Raw genomic sequence first — 14,135 nt, forward strand, 5'->3', positions numbered from 1 at the left:
GATGTCGAAAAAATAAATATCGAAACATTCTGGTAATATGCGGGTTATGAATCAGGATATCCCACAGGATCGCGTCGACCGGGCACTGGCCGAATGGCAGCTGGCGTGCCCCGACCTCGACCTCTCGGCATCGGCCGTCACTCTGCGGCTCGTGTTGCTCGGGCGCTATATCGAGCAGCAGGCCAAGACCAGCTTCGCCCCCTTCGACATCCAGCCCTGGGAATTCGATGTGCTGGCCACCCTGCGGCGCAAGGGGGAGCCCTACGAGCTCTCGGCCGGGGAACTGGCGCGCAGCGTGCTCATGACCTGCAGCGGCATGACACACCGGCTCGACCGTCTCCAGGCCCGCGGGCTGGTGGAGCGGGCCGCCTCCCCCAGCGACCGCCGCCAAGTACTGGTGCGCCTGACGCCGGCCGGTTGCGAGCTGGTCGATACGGCGGTGCAGCGGCGTGCCGAGTCCGCCCGGCGGCTGATGGGCCTGTTCTCGACGGAGGAGGCCGCGCACCTGACGGGCGATCTGCGTCGTCTGCTCATCGCCCTGGAGCAGGGTGGGGAGTGTTGCGAGGCGCCGTCCTAGACCGGGTACGGCAAAATCACTGCGTATTTATGTGGTTAGCGGCGGCCGGCCCCGGCCGGCGCGGCATTCTGGTGCATATCGGACTTTTCCCGTATAATCCGCGGCTGTTTTTTCACCGTGGTGTCCGACTTGGGTTGCCCGAATCGCGCGCCTTGCACGCATGGGGCATTTAGGAGGAAAACGTGCATCAAGAAGACAAAGATTTCATGGCGAAGTTCATGATGGTACTGGGCATTCTCGTGCTGCTGGCCGTCGTGATCTTCCTGCTGGCCCGTCTGGTGACGAAGGTCGATGAAGGCACCGGCGCCGGTGGCGAGAGCAGCATGCGCCAGGCTGCCATCGAGGAACGCCTGCAGCCGATCGGCACCGTGGTCTCCGGCGAGAAGCAGACCGGTCCGGTCGTGCGTGCTCCGGAAGATATCTACGCCCAGGTCTGCGCCGCCTGTCACGACACCGGTGCGGTGGGGGCCCCCAAGGTCGGCAACAAGGGTGACTGGGCCCCGCGTATCTCCAAGGGCATGGATACCCTGGTCTCGCACGCGATCAACGGCTTCAATGCCATGCCCGCGCGGGGCGGCGATTCCAGCCTGAGCGACGAGGACGTGAAGAAGGTCGTGGAGTTCATGGTCGGCAAGTCGAAGTAAGCCTGCCGGCTTCGATCTCTCCAAGGCGCGCCCCATCGGGGCGCGCCTTTTTTGTGCCCGTCGTCAGCCACCGCCCGGGTGATAAGCCCTGTCTATGCCCCTATCAATGCCCGGTTGATCTAGGTCAACATCCCCGTCATCCGTTGCAGGCATCCTGAGGTCCGTGTCGCCTGCCGGCCAATGGGGAGCCGGCAGGCCCCACCTGTCTCAACCTTTGGGGGCGTCATACGATGGAGACCTATAACTACCGGGTGGTGCGCCAGTTCGCCGTGATGACGGTGGTCTGGGGTATCGTCGGGATGCTCGTCGGTGTCTATATCGCGGCCCAGCTGCGCTGGCCGGAACTCAATTTCGACATACCCTGGCTCACCTACAGCCGCCTGCGGCCGCTGCATACCAATGCGGTGATCTTCGCCTTCGGCGGCTCGGCGCTGTTCGCCACCTCCTACTACGTGGTGCAGCGCACCTGCCACGCCCGTCTGTTCTCGGACAGGCTGGCCGGGTTCACCTTCTGGGGCTGGCAGGCGGTCATCGTGCTGGCGGCCATCACCCTGCCTCTGGGCATCACTACCAGCAAGGAATACGCCGAGCTGGAGTGGCCCATCGACCTGCTGATCACCGTGGTGTGGGTGTCCTACGCCATCGTGTTCTTCGGCACGATCATGAAGCGCAAGGTGAAGCACATCTACGTGGCCAACTGGTTCTACGGCGCCTTCATCCTCACCGTGGCCCTGTTGCACGTCGTCAACAGCGCGGCCTTGCCGATCACCCTGACCAAGTCCTATTCGGTCTATCCCGGTGCCATCGATGCCATGGTGCAGTGGTGGTACGGACACAACGCGGTGGGCTTTTTCCTCACCGCGGGCTTCCTCGGCATGATGTACTACTTCGTGCCCAAGCAGGCCGGGCGGCCCGTGTATTCCTATCGCCTGTCGGTGGTGCACTTCTGGGCGCTGATCGCCATCTACATGTGGGCCGGCCCGCATCACCTGCACTACACGGCGCTGCCGGATTGGGCGCAGTCGCTCGGCATGGTGATGTCGCTGGTACTGCTGGCCCCGTCCTGGGGCGGGATGATCAACGGCATGATGACGCTGTCGGGCGCCTGGCACAAACTGCGCGACGACCCGATCCTGCGCTTCCTCATCGTCTCGCTGTCGTTCTACGGCATGTCGACCTTCGAGGGCCCGATGATGTCGATCAAGACCGTGAATGCCCTCTCGCATTACACCGACTGGACCATCGGACACGTGCATTCCGGCGCACTCGGCTGGGTGGTGATGGTTTCGGTGGGCTCGCTCTACGTGCTCATCCCGCAGCTCTTCGGTCGTGAGCGCATGTACAGCACCCGGCTCATCGAGTGGCACTTCTGGACCACCACCATCGGCGTGGTGCTGTACATCGTCTCCATGTGGATCGCGGGCGTCATGCAGGGCCTGATGTGGCGTGCGGTGAATGCCGACGGCACGCTCACCTACAGCTTCACCGAGTCGCTGGTGCGCATGTACCCCTACTACACGGTGCGCTTCATCGGTGGCGTGCTGGTGGTGTTCGGCATGTTCCTCATGGCCTACAACGTGTGGAAGACGATTGCCGCGGGCAGGGCCGACGAGGCCCCCGTGCCGCAGCCGGCGTGAGAGGAGACGAGACATGAGTCATGAAATCGTTGAGAAGAACGTCGGGCTGATGGCCGTGCTCATCCTCGTGGTGGTGAGCTTCGGTGGCCTGGCGGAGATCGTGCCACTGTTTTTCATGCAGTCCACCACCGAGCCTGTGGAAGGGCTCAAGCCCTACAGCGCACTGCAGCTGGAAGGACGCGACATCTACGTGCGTGAAGGTTGCTATACCTGCCATTCGCAGATGATCCGGCCCTTCCGGGCCGAGACCGAGCGCTACGGTCATTATTCGGTGGCCGGCGAGTTCGTCTACGACCATCCCTTCCAGTGGGGCTCCAAGCGCACCGGGCCGGACCTGGCGCGCGTGGGCGGTCGCTATTCGGACGAGTGGCATCGCGTCCATCTGATCAATCCGCGCGATGTGGTGCCCGAATCCAACATGCCGGGCTTCCCCTGGCTGGAGGAACGCGTCATCGATCACGAGGTCACGCCGAAGAAGCTGGCGGCCATGCGCACCCTCGGTGTGCCCTACAGCGATGCCGAGATAGAAGGGGCTGCGCAGGCGGTGGAAGGCAAGACCGAGATGGATGCCCTGATCGCCTATCTGCAGGTGCTGGGCACCGCCATCAAGCAGCGGTGAGCGAGATGGACGGAGCAACCTTTCACAGCATCTACACCGTCGTATTGCTGGTCATTTTCATCGGCATCGTGATCTGGGCCTGGAGCGGCCGGCGCAAGCGCGACTTCGACGAGGCCTCGCGTCTGCCGCTCGAGGACGAGCAGTCATCCCGCAAGCGGGAGGAGGATTGAACATGAGTGCGTTCTTTCACTGGTGGGTCATCGTCATTACGGTCATCAATCTGCTGGGCTGCTGGTGGCTGATCCGGTTCAGCGCCCGCTCGGGACCGGCAGCGGCCGGTACCGAGAACACCACCGGCCACGTATGGGACGGACTGCGTGAATACAACAACCCGTTGCCGCGCTGGTGGTTGTGGATGTTCTATCTCACGCTGATCTTCGCCGTGATCTATTTCATCCTCTACCCGGGGCTTGGCAACTTCCAGGGCGTACTCGGCTGGAGCCAGACGCAGCAGTACGAGGAGGAGATGGCGCAGGCGGATGCCACCTATGGCCCGATCTTCGCCCAGTACGCGAACCAGGAGATCGCCGCGGTGGCGGCCGACCCGGAGGCGCGGCAGATGGGGCAGAACCTGTTTCTGACCTATTGCTCGCAGTGTCACGGCTCGGATGCCCGCGGGGCGCCGGGCTTCCCGAACCTGGCCGACGACGAGTGGCTCTGGGGCGGTGATGCGCAGGCCATCAAGACCTCCATCCTGCACGGGCGCAGCGGCGTGATGCCGCCGTTCGGTGCCGCACTCGGCGAGCAGGGGGTGAAGGAGGTGGCCGCCTACGTGGTCAGCCTGAGTGGGCGCGAGGCCGACCCGCAGCTGGTTGCCGCCGGCCAGCAGCACTTCATGATGTGCGCGGCCTGTCACGGTGCCGATGGCAAGGGCAACACCGCGATGGGTGCTCCCGATCTCACCAACAACGTCTGGCTGTATGGCGGTTCGCTGGGCGTGATCGAGAAGACCATTCGCGAGGGGCGCAACGGCCAGATGCCGGCCCACGAGGAATTCCTGGGCGAGGAGAAGGTGCACATCCTCGCCGCCTACGTGTACGGCCTCAGCCGGCAGTAAGCCCAGGAGGGTCCATGGACAGCGAAACCCGGACGAAGGACATTCCCCGCATCCAGAAGGTGGTCTCCGTGCTCTGGCCGTCATTTCTGACGGCCGGGGTCGCCACCATCCTGTTCTTCACCGCCTTCGACCCGGTGGACCTGGGCATGCTGCTCGGGGTCGAACAGCTGGAACGTCTGGAGGCCTACAGCATCGGTTTCTTCCTGTTCTGGATGCTGACCTCCACCTCCTGTGCGCTGACCTGTTATTTCAGAAAGCCCTGCGACGAACTCAATCCGCGTCGTGGTGGCTGATACCCGCAAGCCGTCATGAGTCAGAAGACACCCAGTCCGCCGACCGAGGTGCCGGTCGAGATCTACAGGAAGCGCGAGAAGATCTATCCGCGTGAGGTGCATGGCGTGTTTGCACGCCTGCGCGTGGCCGCCGTACTGGCCCTGCTGGGGCTTTACTACGTCATCCCCTGGTTGCACTGGAACGGGCAGCAGCTGGTGCTGTTCGACCTGCCTGCACGCAAGTTCCATGTCTTCGGCCTGACCTTCTGGCCGCAGGACTTCTTCTTTCTCGTCATGCTGCTGGTGGTGGCCGCACTCGCACTGTTCCTCTTTACCACCCTGGCAGGCCGCCTGTGGTGCGGTTATGCCTGTCCGCAGACGGTGTGGACCGAGGTCTTCCTGTGGATCGAGCGCCGCATCGAGGGTGACCGGCCACGGCAGATGAAGCTCGACAAGGCCCCCTGGTCGCTGCACAAGCTGGCCATCAAGGGCGGCAAGCACCTGGTGTGGATCCTGTTTGCCCTGTGGACGGGCTTCACCTTCGTCGGCTATTTCACGCCCATCCATCAACTCGCCGTGAAGCTCCTGCAGTTCAATGCCGGGCCCTGGGAGACCTTCTGGGTGCTGTTCTACGGCTTTGCGACCTACGGCAATGCAGGCTGGATGCGCGAACAGGTCTGCATCTACATGTGTCCCTACGCGCGTTTCCAGAGCGCGATGTTCGACCGGGACACGCTGGTCATTTCCTACGATGAGTCGCGGGGCGAGCCGCGCGGTTCGCGCAAGCGCGACGAGGATCATCGTGCACGTGGCCTGGGGGACTGCATCGACTGCACGCTGTGCGTGCAGGTCTGTCCGACCGGCATCGACATCCGCGACGGCCTGCAGTACCAGTGCATCGGCTGTGCCGCCTGTGTCGATGTCTGCGACCAGGTGATGGAGAAGATGAACTATCCGAAGGGACTCATCCGCTATACCACGGAGAATGCCATGCAGGGAGGGCGCACGCGCGTGCTGCGGCCGCGCATCGTGATCTATTCCCTCATCCTGCTCGTCATCACGGCCGGCCTGGTCTATGGCCTGGCCACGCGCGTGCCGCTGCAGCTCGACGTGATGCGCGACCGCAATACCCTGTATCGCGAGACCACCCTGGGGCTGGCGGAGAATGTCTACACGCTGCGGCTTATCAATATGCAGGATGTCACGCAGCGCTTCGTCCTGACGGTGGAGGGTATTCCCGACCTGCGTCTGGTGGCAGAACAGGCCGAGATCGAGGTACCGGGTGGTGAGCTGGTCACGTTGCCGGTGCGGGTGCAGGCCGACCCGGTGCACCTGGAACGTGCCAGCACCGAGATACGCTTCACCGCCACCGCCGTGGACGATCCGAAACTGCGTCGTACGCAGGACGCCCGTTTCCTGGGTCCCATCAACCGCTGAGGTCAGCATGCACGCAAACACGCCGCCGCCCTGGTATCGACAGTTCTGGCCCTGGGTGCTGATCGGGTTGCCGGCCAGTGCCGTGGCCGCGAGCCTGTTCACCATCCATCTCGCCCTGCAGACCGATGACACCCTGGTGGTGGACGAGTACTACAAGGCGGGACTGGCCATCAACCAGGAGCTGGGGCGGGATCGCGTGGCGGCCGAGCAGGGGTTGTCGGCCGAGCTCGTGCTCACCGAGGCGGGGCTGCGTGTGCGGCTCACGGCTGATGAGGCGAGTGCGCGGCCCTCGCGTCTGCAGATCTTCCTGGTACATCCGACCCTGGCCGATCGCGATCAGGATGTCGTGCTGCTGCCGGGGCCGGATGGTGCTTATCACGGGCAGTTGAAGGATCCGGGGCCTGGGGAGTGGCGTGTGTTGCTCATGCCCGAAGACCGCCAGTGGCGACTGCAGGGGCGCTGGAACCCGCAGGACCGGGGGGCGATGCTGCTGGAGCCGGAGGTGCACTGAGGGTTTGGTGACCGTGCCGAATCACTGAACCGGCGCAGCAGCGGTCAGCGCTGGCGACCCAGCCAGCGATCCATCGCCCGGTAGGTCAGTGCCTCGGTCAGGTGCGTGGTGTTGATGCGCGCAGAGTCGCCCAGGTCCGCGATGGTGCGGGCCACCTTGAGGATGCGATGCTCGGCACGCATCGACAGGCCAAAGCGGCGGATGGCCTCCTGCAGGAGCCCTGCATCCGTCTCATCCAGTGCGCAGTCACGCGCCAGTTCCCGGTTGTTGAGCTGTGCATTGGGTTTGCCCGCCCGGGACAGCTGCCGCTCGCGCGCGGCCAGCACGCGGTCGCGTATGGTCGCGCTGTCCTCACCCGCCTCCGTTCGCTCCAGCGCCTCGCGTGCAGGTCGCAGCACCTCGATCTGCAGGTCGATACGGTCCAGCAGCGGGGCGGAGATGCGGGCGCGATGGCGGCGCTGCTGTTCCGGCGTACAGCGGCAGTGCTCGCCGAGGTCGCAGTCATAGCCCTGCGGGCAGGGATTCATGGCGGCGACGAGCTGGAAGCGGGCTGGAAACTCCGCCTGGCGGGCCGCCCGGGAGATGGTGATGCGGCCCGTCTCGATGGGTTCGCGCAGGACCTCCAGCACGCGCCGGTCGAACTCGGTGAGTTCGTCGAGGAAGAGCACGCCGTTGTGCGAGAGCGAGATCTCGCCCGGGCGTGGATGCGAACCGCCGCCGACCAGCGCCACACCCGAGGCCGTGTGATGCGGGCAGCGAACGGGGCGGCGTTTCCAGTGGCGGATGTCGAAGCCGCTGTCGCCGATGGAGGCCACGGCCGCCGTCTCGATGGCCTCGGCGTCGGTCAGCGGAGGCAGGATGGTGGCCAGACGCGAGGCCAGCATGGTCTTGCCGGTGCCCGGCGGCCCGATCATCAGCAGGTTGTGCTGTCCGGCGGCGGCGATCTCCAGTGCACGCTTGGCATGGTGCTGGCCATGTACGTCGGCGAGATCCAGTTCCGGGTCCGGAAGTTGATCCGGTGCCCGGATGGCATGTGGCGCGATGCGTGTTTCGCCCAGCAGGTGGGCGCAGACCTCGAGCAGGTGGCGGGCGGGCAGCACCTCGACTTCGCGTACCAGCGTGGCCTCGTCGGCATTCTCGGCGGGTACCACCAGTGCCCGTCCCGAGTCGCGGCAGGCCAGGGCCATGGGCAGCAGGCCACGTACCGGGCGGATCTCGCCCGACAGGCCCAGCTCGCCGGCGAACTCGTACTGCCGCAGCGGTTCGGCGGAGATCTGTTTCGAGGCCGCCAGGATGCCCAGGGCGATGGGCAGGTCGAAGCGGCCACCATCCTTGGGCAGGTCGGCGGGGGCGAGGCTCACGGTGATGCGGCGGGCGGGGAACTCGAAGCGGGAGTTGACGATGGCCGCGCGCACGCGATCGCGGCTTTCCTTTACGGCGGTCTCCGGCAGGCCGACGATGGAGAAGCTCGGCAGGCCGTTGGCGAGATCGACCTCCACGCTCACCAGCGGGGCATGGATGCCGTCCTGAGAACGGGAATAGGTATTGGCGAGTGACATGTCTCTTCCCTGATGGCCGTGTAGGGCGTCCCGCCCGGCACTGTGCTGCGGCTAGGACTCGTCGAGTCGTGCCTCCAGTTCGCGGATCTGTGCCTCCAGGCGCTCGAGCTTCTCGCGGCTGCGCGCGAGCAGTGCCTGCTGCACCTCGAATTCCTCGCGCGTAACCAGGTCCATCCTGCGCAGGGCGCTGTGCAGGGTGGCGCGGAAGTTCTTCTCCACATCCTGCTGGAAGGCGGCCGCGCCCTCGGGCAGGGCCTGGCTGAGGCGGTGGGCGAGTTCGTCGATCAGTTTCGCGTTCATGGGGATTACTTTATCACGCCGGCTGATCGCTGCCAGCCGGATGGGTGCACGTTTAGGGTGCGGCTGCCCGATTTCCGTGCACCGCGAGCGTGCAGGAACCTCGGGTTCATCTGCCTGTCATGCGTGGCGGCTGCAGCGATGAAAAAGATAACTTCATGAATAATAAATAGAAAATAAACTTGGCACGGCGAGTGCAATAGGGGAAAGCGAGGCTTCACCTTTTTCATCACCACACTCGCAGGAGTAAGAATAATGCGTAACGTATTTGCCAAGTCGCTGTTGGCCGCCGCTGTGGCCGGTTCCCTCTTCGGTGCCGCCGGCACCGCCTCTGCTGAAGTGTCCGCCAGCGTCGCGGCCTCGAGCATGTACCTGTGGCGCGGTCAGAACCTGACCCCCGATGGCGCTGCGGTCAGTGGCTCCCTCGATTACGCGCACGAAAGCGGTTTCTATGCCGGCGCCTGGACCAGCACCGAGACCGATGGTCACGAGACCGACCTGTACGCCGGTTTTGCCGGTGAAGTCGGTGGCCTGGGTTACGACGTGGCCTACTTCTACTACATGTATCCGGAAGAAGGTACCGATGTCAGCATCAGCGACTCGGCTGTTGCCGATGTCTATCTGGGTCTGACCTACGGCCCGGGCTTCGTCAACCTCTACCAGCAGGTGGACGACAATGCCGACGAGGACCTGTACTACCAGATCGGCTTCACCTACGACAAGTTCACCGCCTTCTACGGCGGCTGGGAGCTGGAAAACAGCGGTCCGGAATACTCGCACGTGCAGGTCGACTTCGCTGCCACGGACAACCTGAGCTTCTCCGTGTCCAAGGCCTTTGCGGATGATGACGCCCTTGGTGACCCGATCGTCGAAGAAGATCCGCTCTTCGCCGTGAGCTACTCGCTCGGCTTCGATCTGTAAGCAACACGTTATATCTTCATGAGCCCTGGGCGCGATCACGTTGTGATCGCGCCTTTTTTTTTGCGCTCCATGCGTGCTGTTCTGGCCCTGCCTTTTGCCAGTGCATGTCCATGCGCACCTGCCCTTTTCTGTGGCGTGCCGGTAACGGAGACACCGGTAGACTGTCCGGTAAGTCGATGAAATAACGCTGGTTAGTTGCGTGGCACGCTTGTTGCTGAATACCTCTCGGGTAATCCGTGCGTGCCCCCGGTGGGTGCGCTCCCTGAAAACCAATCGTATCGCGTTCCAGCCTGGGAGTAGTGTCATGCCAGAAACATTGATCAGTTATGACTTCAACAAGCCGCCGGAAGAACAGGCCATCAAGCCGCACAACCGCTGGCATCCCGACATTCCGATGGCCGTGCAGGTGAAGCCGGGCGACGAGTTCCGCCTGGAATGCTTCGACTGGACCGGTGGCCAGATCGAGAACAACGACTGCGCGGACGACATCCGTGACGTTGACCTGACCAAGGTGCACTACCTAACGGGTCCGGTGGGTGTGGAAGGCGCGGAGCCGGGCGACCTGCTGGTGGTGGACATTCTGGACGTCGGTCCGCTTCCCGGTCAGCTCTGGGGTTTCAACGGGCTGTTCGCCAAGGAGAATGGCGGTGGCTTCCTCACCGAGCACTTCCCGGAGGCGCGCAAGTCGATCTGGGACTTCAGTGGGATCTATACCAAGTCGCGCCATATCCCCGGCGTATCGTTTCCCGGCACCATACACCCGGGCCTGATCGGCTGCCTGCCCTCGAGGGAGTTGCTGGACGAGTGGAACAAGCGCGAGGGCGCACTGGTGGCCACCGATCCCGACCGTGTGCCGCCGCTGGCGACCCTGCCCTATGAAGAAACGGCCCTGATGGGTCAGATGCCCGAGGCCGAGGCGAAGCGTGCGGCGAAAGAGGGCGCGCGCACCGTGCCGCCGCGCGAGCATGGCGGCAACTGCGACATCAAGAACCTGTCGCGCGGGTCACGCATCTACTTCCCGGTGTACGTGAAGGGGGCCGGCCTCTCCGTGGGTGACCTGCACTTCTCGCAGGGTGACGGCGAGATCACCTTCTGTGGCGCCATCGAGATGGCCGGCTTCATCGAGATGCGTGTGAAGCTGATCAAGGGTGGCGTGGAGAAATACGGCATCGTCAACCCGATCTTCCAGCCGAGCAAGGTGGACCCGCATTTCAGCGACTACCTGATCTTCGAGGGCATCTCGGTGGACGAGGACGGCAAGCAGCATTACCTCGATGCGCACATCGCCTATCGCCGTGCCTGCCTGAATGCCATCGAATACATGAAGAAGTTCGGCTATACCGGCGAACAGGCCTACTCGATCCTGGGTACGGCCCCGGTGGAAGGGCATATCAGCGGTATCGTGGACATTCCCAATGTCTGCGCCACGTTGTGGTTGCCCACCGAGATCTTCGAGTTCGATATCCGGCCGAATGCGGATGGACCGGAGATCATGGTTGCACCCGGTACGGATACATCGAAGACCAGCAGCTGATGAGACGGGCGGCGCGCAGCGCGCGCCGCCTGCGTTCGGAGGTCAACATATGCCTATCTATGAGTACGATTGCCCGGCCTGCGGCCTGTTCACGCGCCTGGCAAGGTTGTCGGATTCGGCGGTACCAGCCGAATGCCCGGATTGCGGGCGTTCGTCGCCGCGCCTGATCAGTGCGCCGAGCCTGTCGTTGATGACCGGCGAAAACCGCCAGAAGTGGGAGCGTAACGAGCGCTCGCAACACGAGCCGCGACGTGCGCGACGTTCGAGTTGCGGTTGCACTGGTGCGCATACCTGTGGCAGCAACAAGCGTGTCGCGGCCAAGGAGGGTCAGTCTGGTGCAGCCGGAAAACCGGAATTCCAGCGCCAGACGAAGAAGAATGCGAGGCCCTGGATGCTCGGCCACTGAAGGTGCGTATGGTGCCTCTTCGGCTAACCATAAGAAAAATCGTTATGTGCGTCATGAGCGACCTGCGGGTCGCTCTTTTTTTTTGCGTGACTCCCAATCCTGGCGCACCAGAAAAGATGCGCGTGCACGAATGGTTGCACGTCGGTGGTGCAACGCCGGTTGCATGAGCGGCTTGAATTAATCCCGGTCTGCGATGGGTGTGCTGCATAAACGCCCGTGGACAGTGCCTGCGCAGGGTTGTTGGTCGATTGCGACGGACATTCCCCGGTGATTGGCACGGGCGTTGCAATAAGCGAAATGGGCAACCGAGTGTGCATCGCCCACAAGGGGTGCGCGACATGTCTTTGAGAGTAGTCAAGCTAGGGGTAACGACAATGTTCAATAAATCGAAGCGCAAGTTTCTGAAGACCACGCTGTCTGCGTTGGCCGCGGCGACGATGATCGCCACGACCGGTGCCGCGATGGCGGCCAATCCGCCGACCTCGGCTGTGAATACCACGGGGCTGGCCGTGACCGACGACAAGGTCACGGTGGGTATCCTGCATTCCATGACGGGCACGATGGCGATCAGTGAAGTCGGTTCCATCCAGGCGGAAAAGCTCGCGATCAAGCAGATCAACGAGTCCGGCGGCATCCTGGGCCGGCAGATCGAGGTGATCGTGGAAGACGGCGCCTCCGACTGGCCGACCTTCGCCGAGAAGGCCAAGAAGCTGCTGGTGCAGGACAAGGTGGCGGCCGTTTTCGGTGCGTGGACTTCGGCCTCGCGCAAGGCAGTTCTGCCCGTGTTCGAGAAGGAAAACGGTCTGCTCTACTACCCGACCTTCTACGAGGGCCTGGAGCAGTCGCACAACGTCTTCTACACCGGCCAGGAGGCCACCCAGCAGATCCTGGCGGGTCTGGACTGGGCGAGTGAAACCCTCGGTGCCAAGACCTTCTATCTGGTCGGTTCCGACTACATCTGGCCGCGTACCTCGATGAAGATCGCGCGCAAGCACATCGAGAACGTGCTCGGTGGCAAGGTGGTGGGCGAGGAGTACTACCCGCTGGGTCACACCAACTTCGGTTCGCTCATCAACAAGATCAAGCTGAAGAAGCCGGATCTGGTCTTCGGTGCCGTGGTCGGTGGCAGCAACGTGGCCTTCTTCAAGCAGATGGTCTCCGCCGGCATGGACTCCAAGCGCCAGAACCTGCTGACGCTGGCCGTGACCGAAGACGAGGCGCTGGGCATCGGTGGCGAGAACCTCGAGGGCTTTTATTCCTCGATGAAGTACTTCCAGTCCCTGGATGCCGGCAGCAATGCCGAGTTCGTCAAGGCCTTCAAGGCTGAATATGGTGCCGATGCAGTGATCGGTGACGTGACCGAGTCGGCCTACCTGGGCCCTTGGCTGTGGAAGTGGGCGGTCGAGAAGGCCGGCAGCTTCGATGTCGACAAGGTCGTGGCCGCGTCGCCGGGCCTGGTCTGGGAAGACTCCCCGCATGGCTACCTGAAGGTGGACGAGAACCATCATCTGCACATGCGCACGCGTATTGGCAAATGGCAGAAGGACGGTCAGGCCGAGGTGGTCTTCGAGTCCGACGTGATCGCGCCGAACCCGTTCCCGGAAGGTTATCAGTAAGTCCTGAGACAGACGTTGGGTAAGTAATGTCCTGGCCGGCCCCGGCCGGCCAGGTCGATCGCCAGATCCGGAGTATCTGCCTTCAGTGCAGATCGGGCCGGAGAGAAGACAACCACATGGGGTGTTTGTTATGGATGGCTATACCGCTTCAGAGCTGATGAGCATCGTCGCGATGCAGGGCTTCGCGGGGATCAGCTTGTTCAGTGTGTTGCTGCTGATGGCGCTTGGTCTGGCGATTATCTTTGGCCAGATGGGCGTGATCAACATGGCGCATGGTGAGTTCATGACCATCGGTGCCTATACCACGTTTCTGATGTCCACCATGGCCGGCGAATTCGGCCTCGTGGATTACTATTTTCCGGTCGCGATCATCGTGTCGTTTCTGATTGCCTTCGGTGCGGGTTACCTGACCGAATGGGCTCTGATACGACACCTGTACGCGCGACCACTGGATACCCTGCTGGCGACCTGGGGCCTGAGCCTCATGCTGCAGCAGGTCTTCCGTACCGTCTTCGGTGCGCGGGAAGTGAGCCCGACGATGCCTGACTGGCTGCAGGGTTCCTGGCAGCCCACCGACACGATCGATATTCCGATCAATGGCCTGTTCGTGCTGGGGCTGACGGTGCTGCTGACGTTTGCCGTGCTCTATTACCTGTACAAGTCACGGTCCGGCGTGAAGATGCGTGCGACCACGCAGAACCGGATGATGGCCGGCGCCGTGGGTATCAACACGAAGAAGGTGGACCGGTTCACCTTTGCCCTGGGTTGCGGCATTGCCGGTGTGGCGGGTGCCGCCTTTACGACCATTGCCTCGACCGGGCCCACCACCGGTTCCCTGTACATCGTCGATACCTTCATGGTGGTCGTGTTCGGTGGGGCGGCTAGCCTGTTCGGCACCATCGCTTCGGCCTTTGCCATCGCCGAGGCGCAGTCGATCATGGAGTTCTTCATGAGCGGCTCCATGGCCAAGGTGCTTACCCTGCTGTTCGTGGTAGGCGTTCTGATGATCCGACCCGAAGGCCTGTTCTCGGTCAAGGTTCGCAAGTAG

16 protein-coding genes are annotated in these 14,135 nt (G+C 63.1%); 14 read left to right on the forward strand and 2 right to left on the reverse strand.

Annotated elements, in window-relative coordinates:
• Positions 1-46 precede the first annotated feature (46 nt).
• The 9 genes from HUJ28_12350 (at position 47) to HUJ28_12390 (ending at position 6,754) form a co-directional block, all read left to right on the forward strand.
• Positions 47-577, forward strand: coding sequence for a MarR family transcriptional regulator (locus HUJ28_12350; GenBank protein MBD3620252.1), 531 nt, complete (start codon positions 47-49; stop codon positions 575-577).
• A 182-nt stretch (positions 578-759) separates the two neighbouring features.
• Complete coding sequence (locus tag HUJ28_12355) at positions 760-1,221, forward strand: cytochrome c5 family protein (protein MBD3620253.1); 462 nt, start codon at positions 760-762, stop codon at positions 1,219-1,221.
• 230 nt (positions 1,222-1,451) lie between these two features.
• Positions 1,452-2,858, forward strand: a complete 1,407-nt coding sequence (ccoN, locus tag HUJ28_12360) for a cytochrome-c oxidase, cbb3-type subunit I (GenBank protein MBD3620254.1) — start codon at positions 1,452-1,454, stop codon at positions 2,856-2,858.
• A 13-nt stretch (positions 2,859-2,871) separates the two neighbouring features.
• A complete protein-coding gene (ccoO, locus tag HUJ28_12365) occupies positions 2,872-3,477 on the forward strand; it encodes a cytochrome-c oxidase, cbb3-type subunit II (protein ID MBD3620255.1) in 606 nt (201 codons plus the stop codon).
• A gap of 5 nt (positions 3,478-3,482) precedes the next feature.
• Positions 3,483-3,647: a cbb3-type cytochrome c oxidase subunit 3 gene (locus tag HUJ28_12370; GenBank protein ID MBD3620256.1), complete on the forward strand. Its 165-nt coding sequence runs from the start codon at positions 3,483-3,485 to the stop codon at positions 3,645-3,647.
• A gap of 2 nt (positions 3,648-3,649) precedes the next feature.
• Positions 3,650-4,534, forward strand: coding sequence for a cytochrome-c oxidase, cbb3-type subunit III (gene ccoP, locus HUJ28_12375; protein ID MBD3620257.1), 885 nt, complete (start codon positions 3,650-3,652; stop codon positions 4,532-4,534).
• A gap of 14 nt (positions 4,535-4,548) precedes the next feature.
• Positions 4,549-4,827: a hypothetical protein gene (locus HUJ28_12380; protein ID MBD3620258.1), complete on the forward strand. Its 279-nt coding sequence runs from the start codon at positions 4,549-4,551 to the stop codon at positions 4,825-4,827.
• A gap of 15 nt (positions 4,828-4,842) precedes the next feature.
• Positions 4,843-6,243 carry a cytochrome c oxidase accessory protein CcoG gene (gene ccoG / locus HUJ28_12385; protein ID MBD3620259.1) on the forward strand — a complete coding sequence of 467 codons (1,401 nt, stop codon included), beginning with the start codon at positions 4,843-4,845 and terminating at the stop codon, positions 6,241-6,243.
• Between the two features lie 7 nt (positions 6,244-6,250).
• A complete protein-coding gene (locus HUJ28_12390) occupies positions 6,251-6,754 on the forward strand; it encodes a FixH family protein (protein MBD3620260.1) in 504 nt (167 codons plus the stop codon).
• Positions 6,755-6,798: 44 nt separating this feature from the next.
• Here the strand turns inward: HUJ28_12390 and HUJ28_12395 are convergent, their stop codons facing one another.
• Together HUJ28_12395 and HUJ28_12400 are read right to left on the reverse strand one after the other, a co-directional pair.
• On the reverse strand, positions 6,799-8,313 hold the full coding sequence (locus HUJ28_12395) for a YifB family Mg chelatase-like AAA ATPase (GenBank protein MBD3620261.1): 1,515 nt from the start codon (positions 8,311-8,313) through the stop codon (positions 6,799-6,801).
• Positions 8,314-8,364: 51 nt separating this feature from the next.
• Positions 8,365-8,613 carry an accessory factor UbiK family protein gene (locus HUJ28_12400; GenBank protein MBD3620262.1) on the reverse strand — a complete coding sequence of 83 codons (249 nt, stop codon included), beginning with the start codon at positions 8,611-8,613 and terminating at the stop codon, positions 8,365-8,367.
• A gap of 252 nt (positions 8,614-8,865) precedes the next feature.
• Here HUJ28_12400 and HUJ28_12405 point away from each other — a divergent pair, with 252 nt between their 5' ends.
• The 5 genes from HUJ28_12405 to urtB all read left to right on the forward strand — a co-directional run bounded on the left by HUJ28_12405 (position 8,866) and on the right by urtB (position 14,135).
• Positions 8,866-9,531: a hypothetical protein gene (locus HUJ28_12405; GenBank protein ID MBD3620263.1), complete on the forward strand. Its 666-nt coding sequence runs from the start codon at positions 8,866-8,868 to the stop codon at positions 9,529-9,531.
• Between the two features lie 304 nt (positions 9,532-9,835).
• Positions 9,836-11,065, forward strand: a complete 1,230-nt coding sequence (locus HUJ28_12410; protein MBD3620264.1) for an acetamidase/formamidase family protein — start codon at positions 9,836-9,838, stop codon at positions 11,063-11,065.
• A 49-nt stretch (positions 11,066-11,114) separates the two neighbouring features.
• Entirely contained in the window at positions 11,115-11,471 is a 357-nt protein-coding gene (locus HUJ28_12415) for a zinc ribbon domain-containing protein (GenBank protein MBD3620265.1), read from the forward strand.
• 374 nt (positions 11,472-11,845) lie between these two features.
• Entirely contained in the window at positions 11,846-13,087 is a 1,242-nt protein-coding gene (gene urtA, locus HUJ28_12420; protein ID MBD3620266.1) for an urea ABC transporter substrate-binding protein, read from the forward strand.
• Between the two features lie 130 nt (positions 13,088-13,217).
• The gene (urtB, locus tag HUJ28_12425; protein ID MBD3620267.1) at positions 13,218-14,135 is read left to right on the forward strand and encodes an urea ABC transporter permease subunit UrtB; all 918 of its coding nucleotides are present in this window, start codon (positions 13,218-13,220) and stop codon (positions 14,133-14,135) included.

The organism is Chromatiales bacterium, assembly GCA_014762505.1.
In the GTDB taxonomy this organism is placed as follows: Bacteria; Pseudomonadota; Gammaproteobacteria; order SpSt-1174; family SpSt-1174; genus SpSt-1174.